This is a genomic window from Sandaracinus amylolyticus, from assembly GCF_021631985.1.
Classification (GTDB): Bacteria; Myxococcota_A; Polyangia; order Polyangiales; family Sandaracinaceae; genus Sandaracinus; species Sandaracinus amylolyticus_A.
This window is the reverse complement of record NZ_CP070225.1, coordinates 699,412-723,926: the sequence shown is the minus strand read 5'-3', so window position 1 is coordinate 723,926 and position 24,515 is coordinate 699,412. Positions and strand designations below refer to the sequence as shown.

Annotated in this window: 21 protein-coding genes; 10 read left to right on the top strand and 11 right to left on the bottom strand. The window is 71.8% G+C overall.

Features of this window, described 5'->3' with window-relative positions; translation table 11 throughout:
* Positions 1–19 precede the first annotated feature (19 nt).
* On the top strand, positions 20–853 hold the full coding sequence (locus I5071_RS02905; RefSeq protein ID WP_236603839.1) for a helix-turn-helix domain-containing protein: 834 nt from the start codon (positions 20–22) through the stop codon (positions 851–853).
* Here the strand turns inward: I5071_RS02905 and trxC are convergent, their stop codons facing one another.
* Positions 854–1,273, bottom strand: coding sequence for a thioredoxin TrxC (trxC, locus tag I5071_RS02900; RefSeq protein WP_236607612.1), 420 nt, complete (start codon positions 1,271–1,273; stop codon positions 854–856).
* A 97-nt stretch (positions 1,274–1,370) separates the two neighbouring features.
* Here trxC and I5071_RS02895 point away from each other — a divergent pair, with 97 nt between their 5' ends.
* Positions 1,371–2,108, top strand: a complete 738-nt coding sequence (locus I5071_RS02895; protein ID WP_236603838.1) for a hypothetical protein — start codon at positions 1,371–1,373, stop codon at positions 2,106–2,108.
* A 260-nt stretch (positions 2,109–2,368) separates the two neighbouring features.
* Here I5071_RS02895 and I5071_RS02890 read toward each other — a convergent pair whose 3' ends face one another.
* Positions 2,369–2,560: a hypothetical protein gene (locus tag I5071_RS02890; RefSeq protein WP_236603837.1), complete on the bottom strand. Its 192-nt coding sequence runs from the start codon at positions 2,558–2,560 to the stop codon at positions 2,369–2,371.
* Between the two features lie 48 nt (positions 2,561–2,608).
* Here I5071_RS02890 and I5071_RS02885 point away from each other — a divergent pair, with 48 nt between their 5' ends.
* From I5071_RS02885 to I5071_RS02870, 4 genes are all read left to right on the top strand, one after another.
* Positions 2,609–3,922 carry a trypsin-like serine peptidase gene (locus tag I5071_RS02885; RefSeq protein WP_236603836.1) on the top strand — a complete coding sequence of 438 codons (1,314 nt, stop codon included), beginning with the start codon at positions 2,609–2,611 and terminating at the stop codon, positions 3,920–3,922.
* A gap of 112 nt (positions 3,923–4,034) precedes the next feature.
* Positions 4,035–5,201, top strand: a complete 1,167-nt coding sequence (locus tag I5071_RS02880) for a thiolase family protein (RefSeq protein WP_236603835.1) — start codon at positions 4,035–4,037, stop codon at positions 5,199–5,201.
* 141 nt (positions 5,202–5,342) lie between these two features.
* Positions 5,343–6,566 (top strand): metallophosphoesterase, encoded by a 1,224-nt coding sequence (locus I5071_RS02875; RefSeq protein WP_236603834.1) that lies wholly within the window; start codon positions 5,343–5,345, stop codon positions 6,564–6,566.
* Between the two features lie 18 nt (positions 6,567–6,584).
* Positions 6,585–7,217, top strand: a complete 633-nt coding sequence (locus I5071_RS02870; RefSeq protein WP_236603833.1) for a hypothetical protein — start codon at positions 6,585–6,587, stop codon at positions 7,215–7,217.
* On the opposite strand, the gene I5071_RS02865 is transcribed toward I5071_RS02870, so the two are convergent.
* The 9 genes from I5071_RS02865 to I5071_RS02825 are packed head-to-tail and all read right to left on the bottom strand — an operon-like array spanning position 7,195 to position 16,376.
* Positions 7,195–9,312 carry a TonB-dependent receptor domain-containing protein gene (locus tag I5071_RS02865; RefSeq protein WP_236603832.1) on the bottom strand — a complete coding sequence of 706 codons (2,118 nt, stop codon included), beginning with the start codon at positions 9,310–9,312 and terminating at the stop codon, positions 7,195–7,197. The genes I5071_RS02870 and I5071_RS02865 overlap by 23 nt on opposite strands.
* Positions 9,296–10,051, bottom strand: a complete 756-nt coding sequence (locus tag I5071_RS02860; protein WP_236603831.1) for an SDR family oxidoreductase — start codon at positions 10,049–10,051, stop codon at positions 9,296–9,298. The genes I5071_RS02865 and I5071_RS02860 overlap by 17 nt, the downstream gene beginning before the upstream one ends.
* A gap of 1 nt (position 10,052) precedes the next feature.
* Entirely contained in the window at positions 10,053–10,598 is a 546-nt protein-coding gene (locus I5071_RS02855) for a class I SAM-dependent methyltransferase (protein ID WP_236603830.1), read from the bottom strand.
* Positions 10,598–11,251 (bottom strand): isochorismatase family protein, encoded by a 654-nt coding sequence (locus I5071_RS02850; RefSeq protein ID WP_236603829.1) that lies wholly within the window; start codon positions 11,249–11,251, stop codon positions 10,598–10,600. Before I5071_RS02850 ends, I5071_RS02855 begins: the two co-directional genes overlap by 1 nt.
* A gap of 8 nt (positions 11,252–11,259) precedes the next feature.
* Positions 11,260–12,435 carry an isochorismate synthase gene (locus I5071_RS02845; protein ID WP_236603828.1) on the bottom strand — a complete coding sequence of 392 codons (1,176 nt, stop codon included), beginning with the start codon at positions 12,433–12,435 and terminating at the stop codon, positions 11,260–11,262.
* Positions 12,435–12,671, bottom strand: a complete 237-nt coding sequence (locus I5071_RS02840) for a phosphopantetheine-binding protein (protein WP_268921207.1) — start codon at positions 12,669–12,671, stop codon at positions 12,435–12,437. Before I5071_RS02840 ends, I5071_RS02845 begins: the two co-directional genes overlap by 1 nt.
* Positions 12,668–14,287 carry a (2,3-dihydroxybenzoyl)adenylate synthase gene (locus I5071_RS02835; RefSeq protein ID WP_236603827.1) on the bottom strand — a complete coding sequence of 540 codons (1,620 nt, stop codon included), beginning with the start codon at positions 14,285–14,287 and terminating at the stop codon, positions 12,668–12,670. The genes I5071_RS02840 and I5071_RS02835 overlap by 4 nt, the downstream gene beginning before the upstream one ends.
* Positions 14,284–15,099: a siderophore-interacting protein gene (locus tag I5071_RS02830; protein ID WP_236603826.1), complete on the bottom strand. Its 816-nt coding sequence runs from the start codon at positions 15,097–15,099 to the stop codon at positions 14,284–14,286. Before I5071_RS02830 ends, I5071_RS02835 begins: the two co-directional genes overlap by 4 nt.
* 14 nt (positions 15,100–15,113) lie before the next feature.
* On the bottom strand, positions 15,114–16,376 hold the full coding sequence (locus tag I5071_RS02825; protein ID WP_236603825.1) for an aminotransferase class III-fold pyridoxal phosphate-dependent enzyme: 1,263 nt from the start codon (positions 16,374–16,376) through the stop codon (positions 15,114–15,116).
* 115 nt (positions 16,377–16,491) lie between these two features.
* Here I5071_RS02825 and I5071_RS02820 point away from each other — a divergent pair, with 115 nt between their 5' ends.
* From I5071_RS02820 to I5071_RS02805, 4 genes are all read left to right on the top strand, one after another.
* The gene (locus tag I5071_RS02820) at positions 16,492–20,655 is read left to right on the top strand and encodes a non-ribosomal peptide synthetase (protein ID WP_236603824.1); all 4,164 of its coding nucleotides are present in this window, start codon (positions 16,492–16,494) and stop codon (positions 20,653–20,655) included.
* Entirely contained in the window at positions 20,652–22,349 is a 1,698-nt protein-coding gene (locus I5071_RS02815; RefSeq protein ID WP_236603823.1) for a hypothetical protein, read from the top strand. The genes I5071_RS02820 and I5071_RS02815 overlap by 4 nt, the downstream gene beginning before the upstream one ends.
* A 53-nt stretch (positions 22,350–22,402) precedes the next feature.
* The gene (locus tag I5071_RS02810) at positions 22,403–23,200 is read left to right on the top strand and encodes a GNAT family N-acetyltransferase (RefSeq protein ID WP_236603822.1); all 798 of its coding nucleotides are present in this window, start codon (positions 22,403–22,405) and stop codon (positions 23,198–23,200) included.
* A 69-nt stretch (positions 23,201–23,269) separates the two neighbouring features.
* A complete protein-coding gene (locus I5071_RS02805; RefSeq protein ID WP_236603821.1) occupies positions 23,270–24,511 on the top strand; it encodes a hypothetical protein in 1,242 nt (413 codons plus the stop codon).
* The last annotated feature ends 4 nt before the right edge of the window (positions 24,512–24,515 follow it).

The following is a 24,515-nucleotide window of genomic DNA, read 5'->3' as shown; positions in this document are numbered from 1 at the left end:
CGACCGCTAGGATCGCGGGGTGGACGCCTCGCGACCTCGCGGAATCCTGCGACCCGGTGCGGGCGCCGCGCGCTTCCGTCACGAGCGGCGCGCGCCTGCTCCGGAGCACGCAGCGCTCGTCGAGCACTACTGGAGCGTCCGCTGGGATCTCGACGAGCCCTACGTGTCCGAGGTGCTCGCGCATCCGTCTGTTCACTTCTCGATCGAGCGCAGTAGCGCGCACGAGCACGGGGACGCGCGGGTGCAGGGCGTGGTGATCGGGCGCTTCTCGCGCACCCTCGAGGGACGCGGCGAGGTGTTCGGCATCAAGCTGCGCCCCGGCGCGTTCGCGCCCTTCGTCGCGTATCCGGTCTCTCGGATCACGGGGCGCACGATCCCGCTGCGCGACGTGCTGGGAGACGACGCCGACGCGCTCCGGACGCAGGTGCTCGCGACCGACGATCTCGACGCGCGCGCCGCGATCGCCGACGACGTGCTGCGGCGCCGCCGGCTCGAAGCCGATCCCCAGGTCGACGCCGCGGGACACGCCGTCGAGCTCGTGCAGCGCGAGCGCGAGATCACGCGCGTCGAGCAGATGGCGGCGCGGCTCGCGACCACTCCGCGCACGCTGCAGCGTCTCTTCGATCGTTACGTCGGCGTCAGCCCGAAGTGGGTCATCCAGCGCTACCGGCTGCACGAGGCGACCGATCGTCTGGCCGCGGGCGAGGCGCAGGACTGGGCGCGCCTCGCGTTCGACCTCGGATATTTCGACCAGTCGCACTTCATCCGCGACTTCAAGGCGTTGATCGGCACCACGCCCGCCGAGTACGCGGCGCGCTGCGCGGCGGATCTCGCAGCGCGCCGCGGCGGGTGATCACAGCCCGACGCTGCGCGCGATCTCCTCGGCGGGCATCGCGCCGCTGGCGCGCTTCTCCTCGCGCCCCGAGCGGAAGAGGATCATCGTCGGGATGCTACGGATTCCGTAGCGCGCCGCGACCTCGGGCACGGCCTCGGTGTCGAGCTTCGCCACGACGACGTGCCCGGCGCGGCTGCGCGCGAGCTTCTCGAGCTCGGGCCCGACCACGCGACAAGGCCCGCACCACTCGGCCCAGAAGTCGACGAGCACGGGCAGCGGGGAGCCGCGCACCAGCTCGTCGAAGTCGTCGCGGCTCGCGACCTCGACGGGCGCGGCCACCGCGATCGCCGCCTTGCAGCGACCGCACTTCGGATGATCCGACACACGCGCCGCGGGCACGCGGTTCCGAGCGCCACACGAAGGACAATCGACGATCATCGGCACGACCTCCGCTCTCGCGATCGGACAAGTAGCCACGCATGCGCCGAGGGGAAGACGGCGTGCTCGGGCGCGGGCGGCGTGACAGCACTCGCGCGTGTCACGCGCCCCTGCCTTCTTCCTCTTCTTCGCGCTCGCCAGCCTGCCCGCGCTCGCCTCGGCGCAGACCGACGATGCGATCGAAGAAGCGCGCACCGCGCTGCGCAACGGCGATCCCGAGCTCGCGATCGACGTGCTCGAGGAGGCGCGCGAGACCTCCGGCGATCCCGCGCTGCGCTACGAGCTCTACCTCGCGCACCACCAGGCTGGTCAGCACGCGCAGGCTGCGTCGCACCTCGAGGCGTACCTCGCGAGCGATCCCGCGATCGACGAGCACGAGCGGGCGCGGCTCGAAGGGCACCTCGCCGATCTGCGCGCGCTCGACGCGCCGCGTCCCTCGGGCGATCCGCTCGACGATCCCGCGGTGCCGATCATCGGGTGGACGCTCTTCGCCGGTGGGATCCTCGGGCTGATCACGTTCGCGGTGGGCGGTGTGGTCGCGTTCACCATCGAGAACGGCTCGTCCGAGCCGTGCCGCGAGGAGGGCGCGTGCGCGCCGGGCGAGCTCGACGGTGTCGACGAGGCGTGGACCGCCGCGTGGATCGGCCTCGCGAGCGGCGTCGTGCTCGGCGCGGTCGGCGGCGTGCTGTTGGTGCTCGCGGGCGAGCGTCAGCGCGGCGGGAGCCGGAGCTTGCCGCCCGATCTCGATCCGAGCCTGCAGCGCCCGTTCTCGCTCGCGCCGTGGGTCGACCCGGTGCGCGGTGCCGGCGGCATGCGCGCGCACATCGCGTTCTGAATTCAACGGCTCGCTGCGCAGCCAGCTCCCGTCCGTGCCCGAGACGGGCACTCCCGTCCGCCGGCTGCTTCGCGAGCACTCCTGTCGCGTTCTGAATTCAACGGCTCGCTGCGCAGCCAGCTCCCGTCCGTGCCCGAGACGGGCACTCCCGTCCGCCGGCTGCTTCGCGAGCACTCCTGTCGCGTTCTGAATTCTGAGCCGGTCACGGAACGAGCGGGCCACTGCCAACCGGAGGAGCCATGCGACTCGCCACCCTTCGCTCAGCTTTCGTTCCCACGCTCTGCGCGCTCGCCCTCGTCGCCTGCGGCGACGACGACGATGTCGAGCCCATCGACGGGGGCGCGATCGATGCGCACGTCGCGATCGATGCCCACGTCCAGCCAGACGCGCACGTCGAGCCAGACGCCTACGTCGAGCCCGATGCGGGCCTGCCGCGATCCGAGATCCTGCACGACGCGGATGGCGAGAACGCGCGCTATCGCGGCATCGGGCGCGCGCGCGTGCCTTCGTCGTGCACCGCGACGCTGCTCGACGTCGGCGGCGACGACGACGCGCCGGCCTACGCGCTGACCGCGGGCCACTGCACGCTGTGGTGGGAGAACCATCGCTCGTTCGAGGATCGCGCGCTCGACGAGCCGGGCGAGGTCGTCTTCCGCTTCTTCACCGACACCGTCGACGCGCAGGAGTCGGTCGCGGTCGAGATCGCCTCGTTCTCGAGCATGCGCGGCACCGATCTCGCGGTGCTCGCGCTCGACACGACGGTGGGCGCGCTGCGCGAGGCGGGCATCGAGGGCCTGTCCCTCGCGAGCGCCCTTCCCGCGACCGGCTCGGCGATCACCAACGTCGGCGCGCCGCTCGCCACGACCGACGATCCCGAGGAGCACCTGCGCCTCGGACGCTGCGCGCTCGGCGAGCGCACCTCGATCGTCGAGTTCGAGTGGCTCTGGCCCGACACCGTCGCGCACGACTGCCCCGAGATCCGCACCGGCAGCTCGGGTTCGCCGCTGCTCGACGCGTCGGGCGCGATCTTCGCGGTGGTGAACACGACCGGCGAAGAGCGACCGCACGCGCTCTGTCACCTCGGCCGGCCCTGCGAGCTCGAGACGAGCGGCCCCGCGACCTACGACGGAGTCAGCTACGCGATCCCGGTCGCGGGCCTCGGCGCGTGCTTCGCCGACGGCGCGCTCGATCTCGGCGCGGCGGGATGCCCGCTCGCGTCGGGCCCGGTGATCGAGTCGGCGCGCGAGACCGATCGCTACCAGCAGCCGGGCGACGCGCGCACGATCCGCGTGACGCTCACCGCGAGCGAGGGCTTCACGCACTACCGCGCGAAGACCGGCCCCGCGCAGAGCACCGACTGCCGCGACGACGCGGGCTACGGCGCAGCGGTCGCGATCGACGCGCAGCCGACCTTCGAGACGCCGCTGCCGGGCGCCGACGGGCTCACCGTCGTGTGCGTGCGCGGCGGTCCTTCGGCGGACGCGATCCAGCCCGCGACCCACGCCATCGCGTGGGTCACGGCGACCGACTCCACGCCCCCCGCGCTGCCGCTGCCGGTGCGCCACGATCCGCCGGAGAGCGACAGCGTGCGCTTCTGGGTCGACGTCGAGAACCCGACGTACGCGGGCTACGATCGCAAGTCGGGCCCCGCCGCGACCACCGACTGCGACGACCCCGAGGGCTACACCTTCGTGAACGTGCGCTTCGGGCAGTTCACGGTCGCGTCGGAGGGTGGTCCCACGCGCGTGTGCGTAGTGGCCTCCGACTGGGCGGAGAACGTCAGCGAGCCGATGGAGTGGGTGTTCTTCGAGTGACCCGCTTCGCGCCTCACCGGAGAGGGCCGGAGCTCGCGATGACGCATTGCGTCGCCGCGCTGACGCAGCGCGTTTTCTGCACTACAGTCCCGGCTCACACGAGGTGGAACGCATGGCGAACGTGGTGATCGCGGAGGCAGTTCGGTCGGCGGTGGGGCGCGCGCACAAGGGCTCGCTCGCCAATCGACGCCCGGACGAGTTCGCGGCCGAGGTGATCAAGGGCCTGCTCGCGCGCGTGCCGCAGGTGAAGCCCGAGATGGTCGAGGATCTGATCCTCGGCTGCGCGATGCCGGAGGGCGAGCAGGGCCTCAACGTCGCGCGTCCGGTCGGCCTCCTCGCGGGCCTTCCCGAGGACTCGGGCGCGGTCACCATCAATCGCTTCTGCAGCTCGGGCCTCCAGGCGATCGCCATGGCGGCCGGTGAGATCCTCGTGGGCTCGGCGGACACCGTCGTCGCGGGTGGCGTCGAGTCGATGACGATGGTGCCGATGACCGGCTACAAGCTGAGCGCGTCGCCCGAGGTGATGAACACCTATCCCTCGGTCTACACGCCGATGGGCATCACCGCGGAGAACGTCGCGGCGAAGTTCGGCATCACGCGCCAGCAGCAGGACGAGTTCGCGGTCCGCAGCCAGAAGAAGGCGAGCGAGGCCGTCGAGAAGAAGCGCTTCGCCGACGAGATCGTCACGGTCCACGGCATCCGCTTCGAGAACGGCGAGCGCAAGCTCTTCGACTTCAACCGCGACGAGATGCCGCGCCCCGACACGACGGTCGAGGGCCTCGGTCAGCTCAAGCCGGCGTTCTCGGCGAAGGGCAGCGTCACGGCGGGCAACGCGTCGCCGCTCTCCGACGGCGCGGCCGCCGCGCTGGTGATGAGCGAGGCGAAGGCGAAGGAGCTCGGCGTGAAGCCGCTCGGCTACTTCCGCCACTTCGTCACCGTGGGCGTCGACCCGGCGATCATGGGCATCGGACCGCTCCCCGCGGTGAAGAAGCTGCTCGCGAAGACGGGCCTGACGATCAAGGACATCGACCTCGTGGAGATGAACGAGGCGTTCGCGAGCCAGGCGGTGTACTGCCAGCGCGAGCTCGGCATCCCGGACGAGAAGCTGAACGTGAACGGCGGCGCGATCGCGCTGGGCCACCCGCTCGGCTGCACCGGCGCGAAGCTGACGGCGTCGCTCTTCTACGAGCTCAAGAAGCGCGGCGGCCGCTACGGCATCGTGACGATGTGCATCGGCGGCGGTCAGGGCGCGGCGGGCCTCTTCGAGCTCGCACGCTGACGAGAAAATCCGCCGAGGAGCGCAGGACGGCCGCGAAAGCGGCCGTTCTCGTTCCGTCGTGTGGCAGAGCGTGAAGTTACGTGACGCGCTCCTGCCCGGGATTGTCGCGGGGCGCGCGAGTCCTCATGCTCGATCTCGCACATGATGACCCGGCTGATCGTCTTCTTCGCGATCGTCTCGGTCACGCTCACGCTGCTCATCGTGTACGTGACGCGTCGCGCGAGCTGGGCCGCGCGGCTCGGGAAAAAGCCGGCGCGTCTGATCGCGGGAGCGCTGACCGCGGTGGTGCTCTCGCCCTTCCTGATGCGCGCGACCGGGCTCGAGTCGCCCGACGTGGTGAAGCTCGCCGTCGCCCAGATCGGGTTCGCGCTCGGGCTCACGGTGCTGATCTCCGCGGGGCTCCTCCTACCCTTCGATCTGCTCGGCGCGATCGCGCGACGCATCATGCGATGGCGCGCGAAGCCCGAGCAGGCGAAGCCGGCCGAGACCGCGCCCACCGAGACGGCCGAGCCCACGATGACGCGTCGCGAGGTGCTCGCGCGCAGCTACGTCGCCGGCGCGATCGGCGTCGGCGCGAGCACCGCGATCTACGGCGTCGCGTTCGGTCGTCGCGACTACGTCGTCGAGCAGGTGCCGATCCCGCTACGCGGTCTGCCGCGCACGCTCGACGGGTACACCATCGTGCAGCTCAGCGACGTGCACGTCGGCACGTTCGTGGGCGAGCGCGAGCTCGCGGCGGCGCTCGATCTGGTGCGCGGCGCGCGACCCGATCTCGTCGTCATGACGGGCGACCTCGTCGACAACGATCCGCGCTACGCCGAGCTGCTCGGTCGCTTCGCGCGACGGCTCGGCGAGCTCGGCGCGCGTGACGGCGTCGTCGCGATCGCGGGCAACCACGACTACTACGCGGGCATCGACGACGTGCTCGGCGCGCTGCGCGCGGCCGGGACGCGCGTGCTGCGCAACGACGCGATGACGATCGGTGACCGCGGTGGGCGCTTCGCGCTGCTCGGCGTCGACGACGTGTGGGCGCCGCGCAACGGCTTCGGACGCGGCGCGGATCTGCAGGCCACGCTGGCGCGCGCGGAGCGTGACGTGCCGCGCGTCCTGCTCTGTCACAACCCCGAGTTCTTTCCCGAGGCCGCGCCTCACGTGGACCTGCAGCTCAGCGGGCACACCCACGGCGGGCAGGTGAACTTCCTCGTGCGCCCCGCCGATCTCGTGCTGCCCCACGGCTACATCGCGGGCCACTACGTGCGCGACGGCGCGCAGATCTACGTGAACCGCGGCTTCGGCACCGCGGGCCCGCCCGCGCGCGTCGGCGCGCCGCCCGAGGTGTCGCGCATCGTGCTGACGAGCGCGTGATCGCCGTACCATCCGCGAATGGATCCCGGGCTCGTGATCGTCGTGGCGGTGCTCGGCATCGTCGCGCTGATGGGCATCGCGGCGTGGCGGATGCGGAGCGTCGCGCGGGCGCGGCTCGATGCGCTGCGGAGCGCGCCGCGGATCGAGATCGAGATCGTCTCGCAGCTGCGCGCCGGAGCCATCGCGGGCATCGCCAGCCTCGTGCTGATCTTCGGGTTCTTCGTGCTGGTGATGCTCCTCGGCGAGTGGGGACGCGCCCACGCGCTGTGGATGGTCGTGGGGCTCATCACGCTCACGCCGCTCTTCGTGACCGCGCCGCTCTTCGTGCTGCGCGACTGGCAGCGCGTCGGGCGTGTCGTGCTCGACGACGAATCGCTCGTCCTCCAGCAAGGCGACGCGCGCACCACGATCTCGCTCGGTGAGCGGTGGACGATCGACGAATCGATGGTTCCGCCGGGGCAGCGCATCGAGGTCGTCGTGATCGTGAAGCAGGCGGGCGCGGTGATCGCGCTCCGCTATCCGGTGTTCCTCGGCGACGACGTGCTCGCGCCCGAAGGCACGGTGTCGGCGCCGATCGGCACGTTGCTCGGGCACGAGGCGCGTGCGATCCACGAGCGCCTACGAGCGATCAGTAGTCGATCGAGAGCTTGAGGAACGCGGCGCGGCTCGGGCGCTGCACGCGGAAGTAGTCGTAGAGGCGCTCGTCCGTGAGGTTCGTGATCTCGAAGCTCGTCGAGACGCGCGGCGGGCCGAGCAGCGTGTACGTGAGCGCGACGTCGTGACCGAGCTGCGAGGGCACCACGTCCTTCGTGTCCGGCCGGCCGTTCGACTCCCAGGCGCGCGTGAGCTCGTGCACGTAGCGGGCGCGCCACTCGATCGCGAGCTCGTCGCGCACGAAGAGCCCGCGCGCGCGGAACGTCGCGCCGAAGTTCGCGAAGAGCCACGGGCGGTACGGGATGCGATCGCCCTGCGTCGGCGCGAACGTGCCCTCGTCGCTCACGTTGCGATCGTCGAGGTACGTGAGGTTCGCCGAGAGCGAGACCCAGTCTTCGGGGCTCGTCCACGCGACGCTCCCCTCGCCCCCGAGCGAGAGCGCGCGATAGACGTTCTGGTGCGAGAACGAGAGGTGATCTCCGAGCAGGACGATCATGTTCTCTCTGGCGCGCACGAGGCCCGCCGCGCTCGCGCGGAGCGCGCCGATCGGCGTGTCTTCGAGATCGATCACGACCTCGAGCGTCGCGTTGTGGCTGCGCTCCGGCGCGAGCCCGAGGTTCGCGACGATCAGCACTCCGTCGCCGAAGATCTCGTCGGGCTCGGGCAGGCGCGTCGCGTACTCGTAGCTCGCGCGCACGAAGAGCCACTCGAGCGGCGCGATGCGCACGCCTTCGCCGACGCCGATCTCGTGGGTCTCGCGACGGCGCAGCACGTACGACGCGTCGGTGAGGATCTCCTCGGCGGCTGCGAGGAAGACGTAGTCCTTCACGAAGAGCTGGTTCTCGAGCACGCCGCCGAACAGCGTCATCTGGTGCTCGAGCCCCGAGATCAGCGTGAAGAGCTCGCGCTCGGCGCTCAGCGGATCGCGCCCGCCGACGCTCGACTGCTCGCGATCGACGCCGCTGCGCGAGACGTGCTCGGGGGTGACGTCGAGGAGGAGCCGGTGCTCGGGCGCGGGACGCCACGTCAGGTTCAGGCGGGCCGGGACCGCGTCCTGCCAGATGGTCTGATCGAAGGCGCGGTTCCCGAGCTCGCCGGGCGTGGTGCGCGGCCGCGCGCGGATGCGTCCGCGCCAGTCGTAGTTGGCGAGCGACACGTCGTGGAGATCGATCGCGCGGCGCGTGTAGCCGACGTACGCGTCGATCTCGAGCTCGGTCGTGATCGCGTGCTGGTAGCGCAGCAGCGCGCCCATCGAGACCTCGCCCGTCGTCGCATCGCCCACCGGCGCGGTCGCGAGCACGTCGTGCTGGATGTCGCGATCGTGCTCGCCGACGAACGCGCGCAGCAGCAGGCGATCCGCGAACGGCGCGCCCACGAAGCCGCCCTCGAGCGCGACGCCGTACGCCTCGTACGCGCTGTGGAATCGGCGGATCCGCGCGTCGACGAGGCGGCCGCGTGCGCCCTCGAGCTCCACGTCCATCCACGCGTCGTTGCGCGCACGATCGTAGTAGGCCTGCACACCGGCATAGAGCCCCGTCGCGTCGTCGCGATATCCGGCGCCGTAGGTGAGACGGTACGTGCCGAACGAGCCGAGCTGCAGCGAGCCGCCGACGTGCGGCGCGAAGTACGAGGCGGCGCGCACGACGTTGATCGCACCGCCGAGCGCATCGGTGCCGAAGCGCACCGGGACCATCCCGCGGTAGACCTCGATGCGCTCGACGAGGCTCACCGGCACGCCCTGCACGCCGACGCCGACGCCCGAGAGCTCGAGCGGAACGCCGTCGAGGAACACGCGCACGCCACTGCCGCACACGCCGTGGATGCAGAGATCGACGGGCGCGCCGAGCCCTCCGGTGCGCCGCACGTGGAGGCCCTCGCTGCGCGCGAGCACCTCGGCGACGTCGGCGCTGCGGGCGCGCGCCTCCTCGGTGTCGATCACCCGCACTGCATCGCTCGAGCGTGCGAGCTCCTCGGCTTCGGTGGGCGCGTGCACCACGACGTCGTCGGCGAGGAGATCGTCGTCCTGGGCGTGCGCGCTGCGAGCGACGAGCAGCAGTGCGAGGAGGAGCGCGATCTCAGAACGTCGCGCCACCGTCGACCCGCACGTCCTGGAGCGTCACGTGGCGCGCGCGCTCGGAGAGAAGGAAGAGCGCGACCTGCGCGACGTCCTCGGGCGCCGCGACGCGGCCCAGCGGGATGCCGAGCTTGAACGCGTCGGGACGGCCGCGGACGAGCTCGCTCGGCGAGGCGCCGTCGAGCATGCGGCGCAGCATCGGGGTGTCGGTCGAGCCCGGCGACACGACGTTGCAGCGGATGCCGTGCGGCGCGAGCTCGAGCGCGAGGCAGCGCGTGAGCATCGTCGCCGCGGCCTTGCTCGCGCAGTACGCGCCCATGCCGACGCGCGGCGTCGCGCCCGCGTTCGACGAGATGGTCACGATCGCGCCGCGCGCGCGGCGGATCATGCGAGGCGCGAGCGCGCGCGCGATCGACCAGAGCCCCTCGACGTTCACCGCGAGCGCGTCGCGCAGCGCGCTCTCCGGCGCATCGCAGATCGCACCGAGCGGGAGAACGCCCGCGGCGTGCACCAGTCCGTCGATCGCACCGAGCTCGCGCTCGACCTGCTCGACGATCGCAACGAGCGCGGCTGGGTCGCGCACGTCGGCCGGGAACACCGAGATCGATCGTTGCGCGGAGAGCGCGGCGAGCGCGCGCTCGTCGCGATCGATCGCGACGACGCGCCCGCCCTCGCGCACCAGCGCGCCCACGATCGCCGCGCCGATGCCCGACGCAGCGCCGGTGACCAGCGTGATCGCCGGCAGGTGCGCGGACATCTCAGCCGACCTCGTCGCGCGGCTTGAGCCCGATCAGCGTCACGCCGCGCGCGCCGTCGTGGTGCGTCCACTCGTCGGCGATCTCCACCGCGCCGAGCCCCGCGCGCAGCAGGAGCGTCGCGACGTGGTCGTCGCCGCTCGAAGGCGCGCGCGGTGAGATCACGTCGGCGCGCTCGTGCACCAGCACCCGCCCGCCGGCGCGCGTCACCCGCGCGAGCTCGCGCGCGGCACGCAGCCGATCGTCGACCTCACCGAGCACGCCGTCGGCGAGCACCACGTCGAAGCGCTCGTCGTCGAAGGGCAGCGCGCGGGCGTCGGCGACCGCGAAGTGCACCGCGAGCGCGACGTGACGAGCACGCCGGAGCGCCTCGTCGATCCGCGCGAGCGAGGTGTCCACCCCGGTCACGCGCGCGCCCACGATGCGCTCGGCGAGCGCGAGCGCGTCGTCGCCCGCACCACACCCGACGAGCAGCACGCTCGCCACGTCGGGCGGCACCAGCGCGTGCGCGCGGGTCCGCGGATGCGCTTCGAGCCACGGCTCCAGCATCATCCTTCTCCCCGTGAGGGCTCGAGCGCGCGCAGCGCATCGCTCGTCGTCAGCACCACGCCCGCGGTGCGCGCGACCTGACGCAGCGCGATCTCGTGATCCTCGCGCGAGAAGTCCGCGGTCGCGTCGGCGAGGAAGAACGGCTGCACCCCGCGCATGCATCCGTCGACCGCCGTCGTGAGGCAGCCGATGTGCGCGTAGATGCCCGTGATCATCAGCTGGTCGCGACCGAGCGTGCGCAGCCGCTCGTGCAGGCGCGTCTCGAAGAACGCGCTGTAGCGGCGCTTCGGGATCAGCGCGTCGGCGTCGATCTCGCCGAGCTCGAGGCCGAGCTTCGCGAGCCCGGGATGCTCGACGATCCCCGGGCCCCAGAGATCCCAGAGCAGACCGCGCTCGTCGCGGCTCTGCTCGCCGGGCTGCACCGAGAAGAGCACCGGCACACCGGCGCGCGTGCACGCGTGCACCAGCGCGCGCACGTGCGCGAGCACCGGCCGCAGCGGCGATGCGCTGGGATCGAAGGGCCGCAGGAAGTACGCCTGCATGTCGTGCACGAGCAGCGCGGCGCGCGAGGGCTCGAGCGTCCAGCGCGCGCGGCACTCGGGCCACGAGCGCGGTGTGGGCAGTTCGTAGGGGGCGATCGTCGGAAGGGCCATGTCGTTCGCTACCTCTCGTCGTCGGCTCGCTCGGCGTGCGAGCGAGGAGGGTCGACATCGCGCGAAGGCACGAGCGCACCGAGGACGGTGCGCATCTTCGCGCTGGTCTCCGCGAGCTCGAGCTCGGGGTCGGAGCTGCCGACGATCCCGGCGCCCGCGAACACCCGCACGCGCGCGCCCGCGATCTCGGCGCAGCGGATCGCGACGATCCAGTCGCCGTCGCCGCCCGCCCGCGTGTAGCCGAGCGCGCCGGTGAAGTAGCCGCGATCGAGCCCTTCGAGCCGCGCGATCCACTCGCGCGCGTCGCGCGTCGGCAGCCCGCACACCGCGGGCGTCGGGTGCAGCGCCACCGCGAGGCGCAGCGAGGAGAGATCGCGATCGCGGAGCGTCCCTTCGATGCGCGTCGAGAGGTGCCACATCGTCGGCGTCCCGCTCACCACCGGCTCGCGCTCGAAGCGCAGCGTGCGCGTCAGCGGCGCGAGGCTCGCGACGACGTGCTCGACGACGATCTCGTGCTCGTGGCGATCCTTCGGAGAGCGCAAGAGGCGCGCAGCACGCTCGCGATCCTCGACCGGATCGGCGCTGCGCGGGATCGATCCCGCGAGCGGCACGCTCACCACCGTCGCGCCGCGGCGCGAGAGCAGCAGCTCGGGGCTCGCACCGACGAGGCGCGTCGGCTCGCTCGCGCCGGGCGCGACGTCGAGCGAGTACGTGAAGCCGTGCGGGTTGCGCGCGCGCAGCACCGAGAGGAGAGCGCGCACGTCGGGCCGCTCGTCGACCGTGAGCTCCTTCGCGCGGGCGAGGACGACCTTCTTCAGCGCGCCGCGGCGGATCGCGCCCGCCGCCTGCGCGACCGCGTCGACGAACCCGCCGCTCTCGTCGTGCGCGACGCGATCGATCGGCGTGCGTGCGACCGCGCGTGCCGGCTCGCTCGTCGCGCCCCACGCGTCCGATACCGCTCCGTGCACGGGGCGGAAGAGGCGCACCGGCGCGTCCTCGCCGAACGGCAGCGCGCCGACGACGAACGAGCCACGTGGATCGTCGGAGGCCGCGAGCGCGCGATCGATCTCCGCGAGCCATCGCTCGGGCGATCGCAGCGTGCCTTGGAACGACTCGCGCTCGCCCTCTCCCACCACGGTGCGGGTGGGCCCGGCGAGGAAGAACGCAGGAACGTCGGTGCGCATCACGGCTCCACCCCCACGTGCCGCGCGAGCCCGCGCAGCGTCGGTTCCTCTGCGAGATCGGCGAACGTCACCTCGACGCCGCCCTCGCGAAGCCGCTCGACCAGGCTCATCAGTCGGATCGAGTCGAGCCCCCAGTCGAGCAGCGAGTCGTCCGGCGCGAGCGAAGTCGCGTCGATCTCGATCAGCGCGGCGATCTCCGCAGCGAGCGCGGCGTACGTCGTCGGCAGCGCGCTCACGACGCAGCTCCTCGCGCGAGGCGCTGCGAGAGCGCGTTCTTGTCGATCTTGCCCACGCTGGTGCGGGGCAGCGCGTCGCTCACGAGCTCGACGCGATCGGGAAGCTTGAACACCGCGACCCCGCGCTCGCGCAGGTGCGCCATCAGCGCAGCCCGCGTGATCGCGCGATCGCTGACGACGACCGCGCAGATGCGCTCGCCCACGATCGCGTCGGGCAGGCCGAGCACCGCCGCCTCCCGCACGTCGGGATGCGCGGCGAGGTGTTGCTCGAGCTCCGCGGGCGCGATCTTCTCGCCGCCGCGATTGATCTGCTCCTTCGCGCGCCCTTCGACGACGAGCGATCCATCGGGCGTGCGCCGCACCCGATCACCCGTGCGATAGAACCCGTCGCGGGTGAACGCGATCGCGTCGTGCTCGGGCACGCGATAGTAGCCGCGGATCGTGTAGGGACCGCGCGCGAGCAGGTGACCCACCGCGCCGTCGCGCACGTCGCGATCGTCATCGTCGACGATGCGGACCTCGTCGTCCTCCGAGATCGGCCGGCCCTGCGTCGCGATCACGCGCTCGAGCGGATCGTCGAGGCGCGTGTAGCAGACGAGACCTTCGGCCATCCCGAACACCTGCTGGAGCAGGCACCCGAAGCCCTCGATCAGATCGCGCGCGAGCTCCGCGCCGAGCTTCGCGCCACCGACCTGCAGCACCTCGAGCGAGGGAAAGCGCAGCCCGCGGGTGCGCATCGCGGCGAGCCACACGCGCGCGAGCGGCGGCACGAGCGCGGTGATCGTCACGCCCTCGCGCTGGATCAGCGGGAACACGGCGTCGGGGTGCGGCTCGCGGCTCATCACCACACGCGCGCCCGCCGCGAGCGCACCGAGGATCCCCGCCGAGCTCAGCGGGAAGTTGTGCGCGCCGGGCAGCGCCACGAGGTACACGCTCTGCGCGTCGAGCCCGCAGATCGGCACGCTCGCGCGCACGCTGTAGAGGTAGTCGTCGTGGGTGCGCGGAATCAGCTTCGGCGTGCCGGTGCTGCCGCCCGAGAGCTGGAGCAGCGCGACCTGGCGCGCGTCGACGTCGGGAAGCGCGCGCGGCGCCGCGTCGAGCGACGCATACGGCACGAGCTCCTGCGCGTTGCCGACCACGATCAGGTGTCGCAACGTGCTGCCCGCGCGTCCCTTCACCTCGCGCGCGAGCTGCCGGTGATCGAACCCCGCGACCACGTCCGCGCAGACGTACGCGACCGCGCGCGTGTGCTCGCAGAAGTGCGCGATCTCCGCGCGACGATGCCCCGGCAGGGCCATCACCGGGATCGCACCGAGCCTCCACAGCGCGAAGAGCGTCTCGACGAGCTCGAGCACGTTCGGCAGCTGCACGACGACGCGATCGAGCGGTCGCAGCCCGAGCGCGAAGAGCGACGACGCCATGCGATCGATGCGCGCGTCGAGCTCGGCGTACGTGACGCGCCGCTCGCCGCACACGACCGCGACGCGATCGCCGTGACGTGTCGCGCCCGCGCGCACGATCCGATCGAGCGGCTCGCCACGCCAATGCCCTACGCGGCGATAGCGCTCGGCGACGTCGTCGGGCCACGGCACGCAGCCCTCGAGCAGCGCGCTCATCGCTCGTCCACCGCGATCGGCTCGTGATGATCGTGCGCGACGACGCCGCGCTTCCAGTGCCCCGACGCGTGCACGCGCGACGCCGGAAGACCGCGATCGACGAGCAGGTGTCGATACACCGCGCGCACCTGCGACGCCTCGCCCGCGAGCCACACGAACCCTTCGCCCTCGGGCAGCACGAGCGCGCGCACCGCATCCAGGAGCACGTCCCCCGCGCGCCGATGCACCCAGCGCGTCTCGATCGCTCCCGACGCGGGCCACGGCTGCTCTTCCTCGGGCCCGTCGACGACGAGCACCACGCGCACCGCGACGCTCGCCGGGAGCTCCTCGATGCGCCGCGCGATCTCGGGCTGCGCGGTCTCGTCGCCGACGAAGAGCTGCCACGCGACATCGCGCCTGAGCACGTACGAGCCACGCGGCCCCGCGACACCGACGACTTGCCCAGGCGCCGCCTGCGCGGCCCACGTCGACGCGATCCCGTGGCCGTGCAGGAAGAAGTCGACGTCGAGCTCGCCGCGCTCCGCGTCGTATCGGCGCGGCGTGTAGTCGCGCCCGATCGGCTTCGGTCCCGCAGTCGTCGCAGGCAGCCCCGAGGGACCGATCACCGGGAGGATCGGCTCGCGCTCGCCCGGCCGCGGGAAGAAGATCTTCACGTGATCCTCGGGCGCCAGCGAGCGAAAGCCCGCGAGCTCGGGACCACCGAGCGTGATGCGCGCCATGCGCGGCGTGAGCGCGACCACGCGCTTCACCTCCAGCGTCCGCACCGCGATCGGGTGCCGCACCAGCTCGAAGAGCGAGGGATCGTGACCCATCGATCGAGCTCCTCTCAGGCCGCGAACGCGCCGGCCGCGCGCATCTCGGACAAGCTCTCGCGCGCCGCCGCGATCGCGTGCTCGACCTGCACGCGCGTGTGCGCCGCGGAGACGAAGTTCACGTCGCGCCGGAGCAGCACGCCGCGCTTCGCCATGTGACCTTGGAAGTCGCGCATCAGCACGACGTGGCGCTGCGGATCGGGCGCGAACGAGAAGAACGGGATCGCGTCGTAGCCCAGCACGCGCAGCGGCGCGCCGAGGTCCTCCGCGACGCGGTTGACCCCTTCGCGCAGCGCGCGTCCGAGCGACGCGACGTGCGCGACGTAGCCGGTGTCGCGACAGATCTCGATCGTGCGCAGACAGACCGCGAGCGAGACGAGCTCACCGCCGAACGTCGTCGAGACCTGGAGGCGCTCCATCGTCTCGAGGTGCGCGCGCGGACCGACCACCGCGGAGATCGGCATCCCACCCGCCATCGCCTTCGAGAAGCACGAGAGATCGGGCCGCACGTCGAAGAGCTCCTGCGCACCGCCGAGCGCGACGCGGAAGCCGGTGACGATCTCGTCGAAGACGAGCAGCACGCCCGAGCTGGTGCACACGTCGCGCAGCGCGAGCAGGAGCTCGCGCGAGACGCAGCGGTTGTAGGGCAGCGAGACCAACACCGCCGCGAGCTCGCTCGCGCCGCAGCGGATCGTCTCGAGGAGACGCGGCTCGTCGCTCGCCGCGAAGAGCGGCATGCGCGTCGTCAGCGTGGCGAGCGCGCCCGGCACGCCCGGCGTGTCGAACATGAAGTGGTCGTGCCAGCCGTTGTATCCGACGGTGATCACGCGCTCCTTGCCGGTGATCGCGCGCGCGAGTCGGATCGCCGCAGACGTTGCGTCGGCGCCGGTCTTGAAGAAGCGCGCCATCTCTGCGCCACGCACCACGCCGACGAGCGCTCTCGCTGCGCGCACCTCGAGCTCGGTCGGCAGCGAGTGCACGAAGCCGTGCTCGAGCGCCTCGCGCGCGGCCTCGAGCAGCGCGGGGTGCGCGTGGCCGAGCGAGGTCGCGCCGAGGCCACACACGAAGTCGACGTACTCGTTGCCGTCGACGTCCTCGACGAGCGCGCCGCGACCGCGCGCGAGGTACGTCGGAAAGCTGCCCGGCGCGAAGTGCTCGGGCCGCTTCATCATCGAGAGCGTCAGCCCTGGAACGAGCGCGCGGGCCTCGTCGAGCAGGGCGCGCGAGCGCTCGAGAGACCACGGGCTCGGGTGCGGTCGGGGGAGGCTGTCGGGCATCGTGAGCGGCACCTAACCACGAATGAGAATGATTTTCAAGAACTTTGAGAATGACTCTCACAATTATTCTCATCGCGATTGACAGTCATTCTCAGTCAGAGTAGGCCACGCCTCGATGTCGGGCACCGGCGGCGAGCGACTCTCCGAGGCACAGCTCGGCATTTGGTTGGGCCACCAGCGGTCCCGCGACCCCTCGGTGCTCCACGCCGCCGAGTGCGTGATCCTCGAAGGATCACTCGATGTTGCGACGTTCGAGCGCGCGCTCGACGCGACACTCGGCGAGGCGACCGCGCTCCACGTCGGGTTCGACGAGTCGCGCGGTGAGCCAAGACGAGTCAGCCGCCCCTACCGCGGCCTCGACCTGGAGCGGGCGTCACTCAGCGCAGAGGGCGACCTCCTCGGCCACGCCCAGCGCGAGGTCCGCCGCCCGCTCGACCTCGAGCGTGGACTCCTGTTCCGACACCAGTTGGTGACATTCGAACCGGGCCGCTACGCCTGGCTCCACGTCGCGCACCACATCGCGCTCGACGGCTACGGCTTCCACCTCGTCGCAGCGCGCGTCGCCGAGCACTACACGTCGCTCCAGCGCGACGGCCGCCTCGCGAAGAGCGGCGCGCTCACCGCGTTCGATCCCGTCCTCGACGACGACGACGCGTACCAGCGCTCGTCGCAGCGCGAGATCGATCGCGCGTTCTGGCGCGAGGAGCTCGGCGCGCGTCGCGGCGTGAGCTTCGGCGCACCGGCGATGCCGAGCCACGGCGTTCGCACGTGGCATCGCTGGTCCACCGAGCGCGCGCAGCGCGTGCGCGACGAGGCCGCGCGCGCGGACGTGTCGTGGGTCGAGGCGCTGCTCGCGGTGATCGCAGCGAACGTCGGCGCGAGGACGTCGACCCGCTCGTTCCTCCTCGGCATGCCGGTGATGCTCCGGCTCGGCACGCGCTCGCTGCGCACGCCGTGCATGGCGATGAACCTCGCCGCGCTGCCGATCGATCTCGACGCGGCGTCGAGCCTCGGCGAGCTCGCGCGGACGATCCGCACGTCGATCGCGCGGCAGCGACGGCACCAGCGCTACCGCTACGAAGCGCTGCGCGTCGATCGTGGCGCGCTCGGCGGGCGGCTCTTCGGTCCGGTGGTGAACGTCATGCCGTTCACGCTGCCGGCGCGCTTCGGCGAGTGCAGCGCGCGCGTGCTGCGCGTCTCGGCGGGGCCGGTCGAGGAGCTCGCGATCACGTTCGCGCCGCACGGCGACGGGCTCGAGCTGACGCTCGACGGACACGCCGAGCGCTTCGACGAGCGCGAGCTCGCGGCGATGGCGCGCACGCTGGAAGACGACGTCGACGCGTGGCTCGCAGCGCCTGATCGAGCGATCCGCGGGCAGGCCCACGCGGTCGTCGATCGTGTCGGACCGATCGATCCGGTCGAGGCGATCGGCACACACGCGCGGTCGACCCCGAGCGCGATCGCGCTGGTCGACGGCGAGCGCGCGTGGACGTACGCGGAGCTCGATCGCGCCGCGCGGCGCTGCGCAGAGTGGCTGCGCGAGGCGGGCTGCGAGCCGGGCTCGCTCGTCGCGATCGAGCTGCCCCGGAGCGCGCTCGGCATCGTCGTCATCCTCGGCGCGCTCTACGCGGGCGCGGGATACGTCGCGCTCGATCCCGCCCAGCCGAGCGCGCGTCGCGCGCGGGTGCTCGACGCTGCGAGGCCACGCGTGGTGGTGACGCGCGACTCGCTGCCGCCCGACGCGCTCGATGCGTGGGCTGCGCCCGGTGACCCCGCGCCGCCGATCGCTCGCGATGATGCGCACCTCGCGTACGTGGTCTTCACGTCGGGCAGCACCGGCGAGCCGAAGGGCGTCGCGATCTCGTCGCGCGCGCTCGCGTGCTTCGTGGGCGCCGCGTCGTCGCGCTACGGCGTGACCGCGCGCGATCGCGTGATGCAGTTCGCGCCCTGGACCTTCGACGCGAGCGTCGAGGAGATCTTCGTGACGCTCTCCGCGGGCGCGGCGCTGGTGCTGCGCGACGACGCGGCGATCGAGTCGCCCGAGGTGTTCTTCGCGGCGTGTGCGCGCGCGGCGATCACGGTGCTCGATCTCCCCACCGCGTTCTGGCACGAGCTCGCGCTCGCGGTCGCGCGGCGTGGGCTGACGCTGCCCTCGTGCGTGCGGCTCGTGATCATCGGCGGCGAGGCCGCGTCGCCCGAGCGCGCGAAGCAGTGGCGCGAGGGCGCGCGCGAGGCGCGGCTGCTCAACACCTACGGGCCGAGCGAGGCGACCGTGGTCGCGACCTGTGCCGAGCTCGACGGGACGACCATCGACGAGGCGCCGATCGGCACCCCGCTCTCGGGCGTCGAGGCGGTGATCGTCGACGAGCGCGGCGCGGTCGTCGACGCACCGGACGTGGTCGGCGAGCTCTGGCTGCTCGGACCGACGCTCGCGACGGGATACCTCGGGCGCGACGAGCTCACGCGCGAGCGCTTCGTGACGCTCGAAGGACGCGGCCGCGCGTACCGCACCGGCGATCGCGCGGCGTGGCGCGGCGATGGGCAGCTCGTGCACCGCGGGCGTGTCGACGACGAGCTCAAGATCAGCGGTCATCGCATCTGTCCGGCGGAGGTCGAGGCCGCGCTGTGCCGGCATCCGCGGGTCCGCGCCGCGGTGGTGTGGGGCGATGCACGCGACGACGGAACGAAGCGGCTCCTCGCACGCGTCGAGGCGGACGCGATCGACGCGAGCACGCTGCGGCGCTTCGCGAGCGAGTGGCTGCCCGCACCGATGATCCCGTCGGTGATCGAGCTGGTGCCGCGGCTGCCGCGCACGGCGCACGGGAAGATCGATCGCGCCGAGGTGCGCCGCGCTCCGTGCGAGGACGCGCCGGACCTCGCGCCCGACGTCTCGCCCATCGAAGCGCGGGTGATCGAGGCGTGGCGCGGGGTGCTGGGCGTCGCGCGCGTCGAGCTCGACGACGACTTCTTCGCGCTCGGCGGGCACAGCCTCCACGTGATCCAGCTCGCGAACCGGCTGAGCCTCGCGGGCGCCGAGATCCGTGTCGCGGAGATCTTTCGTCACCCGACTCCGCGCGCCCAAGCAGCGCTGCTCGCGTCGCCCGGAGGCTCGACGTCGCCCGCTGCGTTCGATCCGGAGTCGGTGTCGCTGCCCCCCTCGTGGACGCCCGCACGCGCCACGTCGGGCCGCGGGCGCGTGCTGCTCACCGGCGCGACCGGGTTCGTCGGCGTGCACCTGCTCGCGAGCTGGCTCGAGCGCTCGGGCGACACGATCGTGTGCACCGTCCGGGCGAGCGATCACGACGCTGCGCGGGCACGTCTCTTCGCGCGCGCGACGGCGCTCGGGGTCGATCTCGGGGACGCAGCGCATCGCATCGAGGTGGTGCCGCTCGATCTCGCGGCGGTCGGCGCGCTCGACGAGCGAATCGCGTCGTGCGCGACGGTGTTCCACTGTGCCGCGCAGGTCAGCCTCGCGCGCGACTACGAGAGCCTCGCAGCGGTGAACGTCGTCGCGACGCGCGCGCTGCTCGGGCTCGCGATGCGGTGGGGCGCGTCGTTCCACTACGTCTCGTCGATCGCGACGGTGCCGCGCGGCGCTGCGGACGAGCGGATCCACCCGCCGCACGACGGATTGGTCGACGGATACCAACGCTCGAAGTGGCAGGGTGAGGCGCTCTGCGCAGAGGCGGGCGAGCGCGGTCTTCGCGTCGCGGTGCATCGCCTCGGTCGGGTGTCGGGCGCGCGGCGGCGTCCCACCGTGAATCGAGGAGATCTCGTCTGGCGCATCGCGCGCGCTGCGACGCGGGTGGGCGCGTGGCCCGATCTCCCGGTCGAAGAGCCGTGGATTCCCGCGGACGACGCTGCGACGGCGATGGTCCGTCTGGCGCTCACCGGTGCCGCCTCGACGCCCGCGGGCGCGTACCACCTGGTCCACACCGGGACCGTCGCGCTCGACCGTGTGCGCGAGGCACTGACGCAGCTCGGACATCCGCTCGCGCCCGTCTCGGTGTCCGACTGGATGGCCCGCGTCCGCGCGCACGGCGACGACGAAGATCGCTCCACCCTCGCGTTCTTCGAGCTGCGCGCGACTGGCACCCACGACGTCTCGAGTGGGCCGGCCGCGTACTCCTGCGCTCGCGTGCTGGAGCGCGTGCCCGACCTGGACACCCGTCCCGTCGATGGACTGCTGCTCTCGGAATACTGCCGACAGGCGCAGGCGACTGGCGCGCTCGGAGCGCTGCCCGACTCCGATTCTGGCTCGGATGGAGATGGTGAATGAAGACGAACGACAAGACATCGTGGTTCCCTCGCGCGACGATCCTGCTCGCGGCGCTCGCCCTGGCAGCGGGGTGTGGTGACGACTCCAGCGCGGACGACACCGACAGCGGCGTCGACCTCGTCGATTCCGGCCCGCGCACAGGCCAGGACAGCGGAGCGCCCACCGAGGAGGACGCCGGCGCGAGCGACGCGGGCTCGACCGACGCGGGCTCGACCGACGCCGGAACCGTCGAAGTGGACGGCGGATCGCCCTATCCCACCCTGCCCACCGTGCTCTCGGTGAGTGGCTGTCAAACGCTCGCGATCGGACCGCTCTGCTCGCTCGGCCAGGACGGCGACGAGCTCGAGGCGAACTGCAGCGGACGCATCCTGACTGGCACCGTCACGGAGAGTGGCAATGTCACGCTCGCGGCGGACCCGTGGACCACGCCCGAAGGCGCGACTGCGACGCTCACGTGCAGCGGCCGATTCGTGCTCGGCCAGGTCACCGCAACGTGCACGCGCAATACGAGCGCAGTCGGGGAGACGCCCGCGCGCGAGGAGACCTGCAATCTGCTCTCGGATCGCGAGATCCTGCCGAGCGTCACGTGCTTGGAGCTCCCGGCGCAGCTCGACGCGGTCACGCTGTGCGTCGAGGGTGACGCGCGTGGCGGCGCGACGATCGCCGCGGGCACCTGCCGCGTGATCCAGGACGGCTGCGCGTTCCAGGCGGAGTGCGCGGACGATCTCGTCGTCACCGGCACCGTGAGCCGCACGGGCATCAGCTTCACGCAGCGGCTCGAGGCGCTCGCCGACGCACAGACTCCGTCGGGCGGTGGCAGCCCCGCATTCGTGGCCGGCGACATCGTCGCGCACAGCTGCACTGCGACGCTCGACGGCACGACGCTGGCGGGCACCTGCGGAGCCGGACGCGCGGGCCGAGGCGGCGCCGACACCAGCGTGTGCGCGGTCTCCGGAACGTCGCCGACCGCGCCTGCGACGTGTGGTCTCGTCGCGCCCACGAGCGAGACCGTCTTCGCGCTCGACTCGTGCGAGGAGCTCCGCAACGGAGCCGGAGGCGAGCCGGGGATCGGACAGCCGGTCTGCGCGTTCCGACAGAACAACTGCATCTGGGAGGTCAACTGCGGGAACAATCCGCTGCTGACCTTCAGTGGGCGAATCGCGCCGGGCGACGACACGGTGCGCTGGCGCCTGCTGACCGGCACGCCCTGCGAGATCGGCTTCGACGCCGAGGGCGATCTCGCGGGCCAGTGCACGGTGCCCGGCGAGGCGGCGTGCATGCTGCGCAGCCTCGATCCCGTGCCGGGTGGCGAGACGTGCCCGGGGGCCGTGAACGACGCGGAGTTCACCTCGCGCGGATGCGGCGCGGCCATCGATTGTCGCATCGCCGTGCAGCACCAGTGCGCGTTCATGGCGCTGTGCTCGTTCGGGTCGAGGTTCTCCGACGTCGTGATCGCCGGTCGTTCGTCGTACGTCGACGGCCGCCCGCACCTCGCGTTCAACGGCCTGACCGACTGGCAGTGTTACGTCGACGAGGCGACGACCGCGGAGATCACGAGCGGAGATCGCGTGACCGGCGAGTGGTACGGCCAGTGCGTCAATCCGTCGGGCGGCATGTGCCGTAACAACTACAACCCTGCGACCGGGACCGGATTCCGAGGACTGCAGGTGTTCTTCGAGTCGACGGCGGAGTGAGCCGGGCGCTCGCACGCGAGCGTGGCAATCGGCATTCCAGAAAGAGAAGTACGTTGGACATTCGAGCCACGTTCTACGAGTGCGAGAGTCTCGCGGAGGTCTCCAGGCTCCGAGAGGAATATCTCGACGAGCTCCCGGAGGCGCAGGACGCGCTCCTCGAAGCGCGTGTATCCGCAGGGCGCTGTCACGCCATCCGCGTCGGCGGCGCCCTGTGCGGATACTTCGTGGTCGACGACGACGACACGCTGCTCGAGCTGCATCTCACGGCCGAGACGTCGCGACTCGCCATCTTCCTCCTGCCGCGCATCGTGGCGGAGCACGGCATCCGCGCGGCGCTCGTGAAGACGTTCGATCACGTGCTGCTCGCGCCCGCGCTCGACCTCGCGCGCGAGGTGCGCGTGCTGGGGGTGCTCGTCCGCGAGTTCGAGGCCTCCGACGTGCCGGACGGCGAGCGAGTCCCCTACACCCAGCGTCCGGCGTGCATGGACGATCTGCCGCGCATCCGCGCGATCGAGCAGGACGTCTTCACGCACCCCGAGCGACTGCGGCGGGTGATCGAGCTGCAGCAGCTGCAGCTCTTCGAGCACGACGGCTTGTTGATCGGATTCGGGATCGTGCGCCCGGTGATCCCGTATCGGCCTCAGGTCGAGATCGGAATCGCCGTCGATGTGCCGTTCCGGAGCAAGGGATATGCGGTGCAGCTCCTCCGCGACATGGCGCAGGACTGCCGCGCACGAGGTCTCGAGCCGATCTGCGGCTGCGCGAGATCCAACGAGGCGTCGATCCGGACGGGATTCCGTGCCGGTTTCTCGTCACGACACCGACTGATCGAAGTGCGCTTCGGTCTCTGAAGCAGAGCGATAGGGCGCACGAGTGTGGAGACGGCGATGAACGAACGATATCGATGGACGATTGTGTGCGTGACGCTGCTCGCGGCGCTGAGCGCGGCGTGCGGTGACGACGACGGCGGCGTGACACCGACCGACGGCGGCGATCCCGGCGTCGACGGAGGCCCGCCCGACACGCAGGACGGAAGCGTCCCGGCCGATCCCGTCTACGCGGTGATCACCCAGGTCTTCGAGGCCGCGGGCCAGACGAGCTACGTCGTGCTCACCGACGATCTCACGCAGACGACGACACTCTCGCTCGACGAGGCGACCGAGATCCCGGGGCGCGCGATCGGCGCCGGACCGAGCGGCGGCGGCGCGCTCTACGTCGGAGGAACCGAGGGCCCGACGATCACGCGATACGACCTCTCGAACGACGGCACGCTCGTCGAGGGGGACACCGTCAGCTTCGCAGGCGCGGGCGTCACGTCGATCGGCGAGTACCAGGATCAGCTGCAGTTCGTGTCGGAGACGAAGGCGTATTACTTCGACGGTCGCGCGGCACAGATGATCGTGTGGAACCCGAGCGAGATGACGGTCGAGCGCACCGTCGATCTCTCGGAGCTCGTGATCGAGCGCGCGCTCCTCACCTTCTCGACGAACGCGGTGCGCCACGGTGATCACATCGTGTTCCCGCTCGGTTGGCGCAGCGACGTCGACGCGCGGATCATCAGCGTCGCGGGCGTGCTGGTCGTCGACACGCGCGACGACTCGTTCACCGTCGCGCGCGACGAGCGCTGCGGCTACGTGCGCACCGCGGCAGAGGGCGAGGACGGCCGGCTCTACCTCGCGACGGAGGCGTACGGCTCGGCGGTGCACCGCGTGGTCGCGGCGAACGCGCCCGCGCCCTGCCTGCTGCGGCTCGACGAGGCGTGGACGGCGTTCGACACCTCGTTCCACGTCGAGCTCTCGACGCTCGTCGGCGGCGCGACCGCGGGCTCGCTGGTGCAGAGCGATGGCGCGACCACGTGGATCCGCGTGCTCGACGAGGCCGCGGTCACCGTGACGCCCGAGACCAACCCGCGCGTGCTCGCGAGCACGCGTGCGTGGCAGTGGTGGCGCATCACGCTCGGCGCGACCCCGAGCGCGTCGGCGCAGGAGATCGGCACCAGCAACGGGAGCGAGTTCCTGCTCAACGTCGGCGACCACGCCGTGATCCCCGAGTTCGCGGCCGATCGCTCGCAGACGGTGCTGCGCGACGCGTCGAGCGGCACTCCGTCCGACGCGACGGTGACGGTGCCCGGCCTCACGTTCTCGCTCGTCCGAGTGCGCTGAGAGA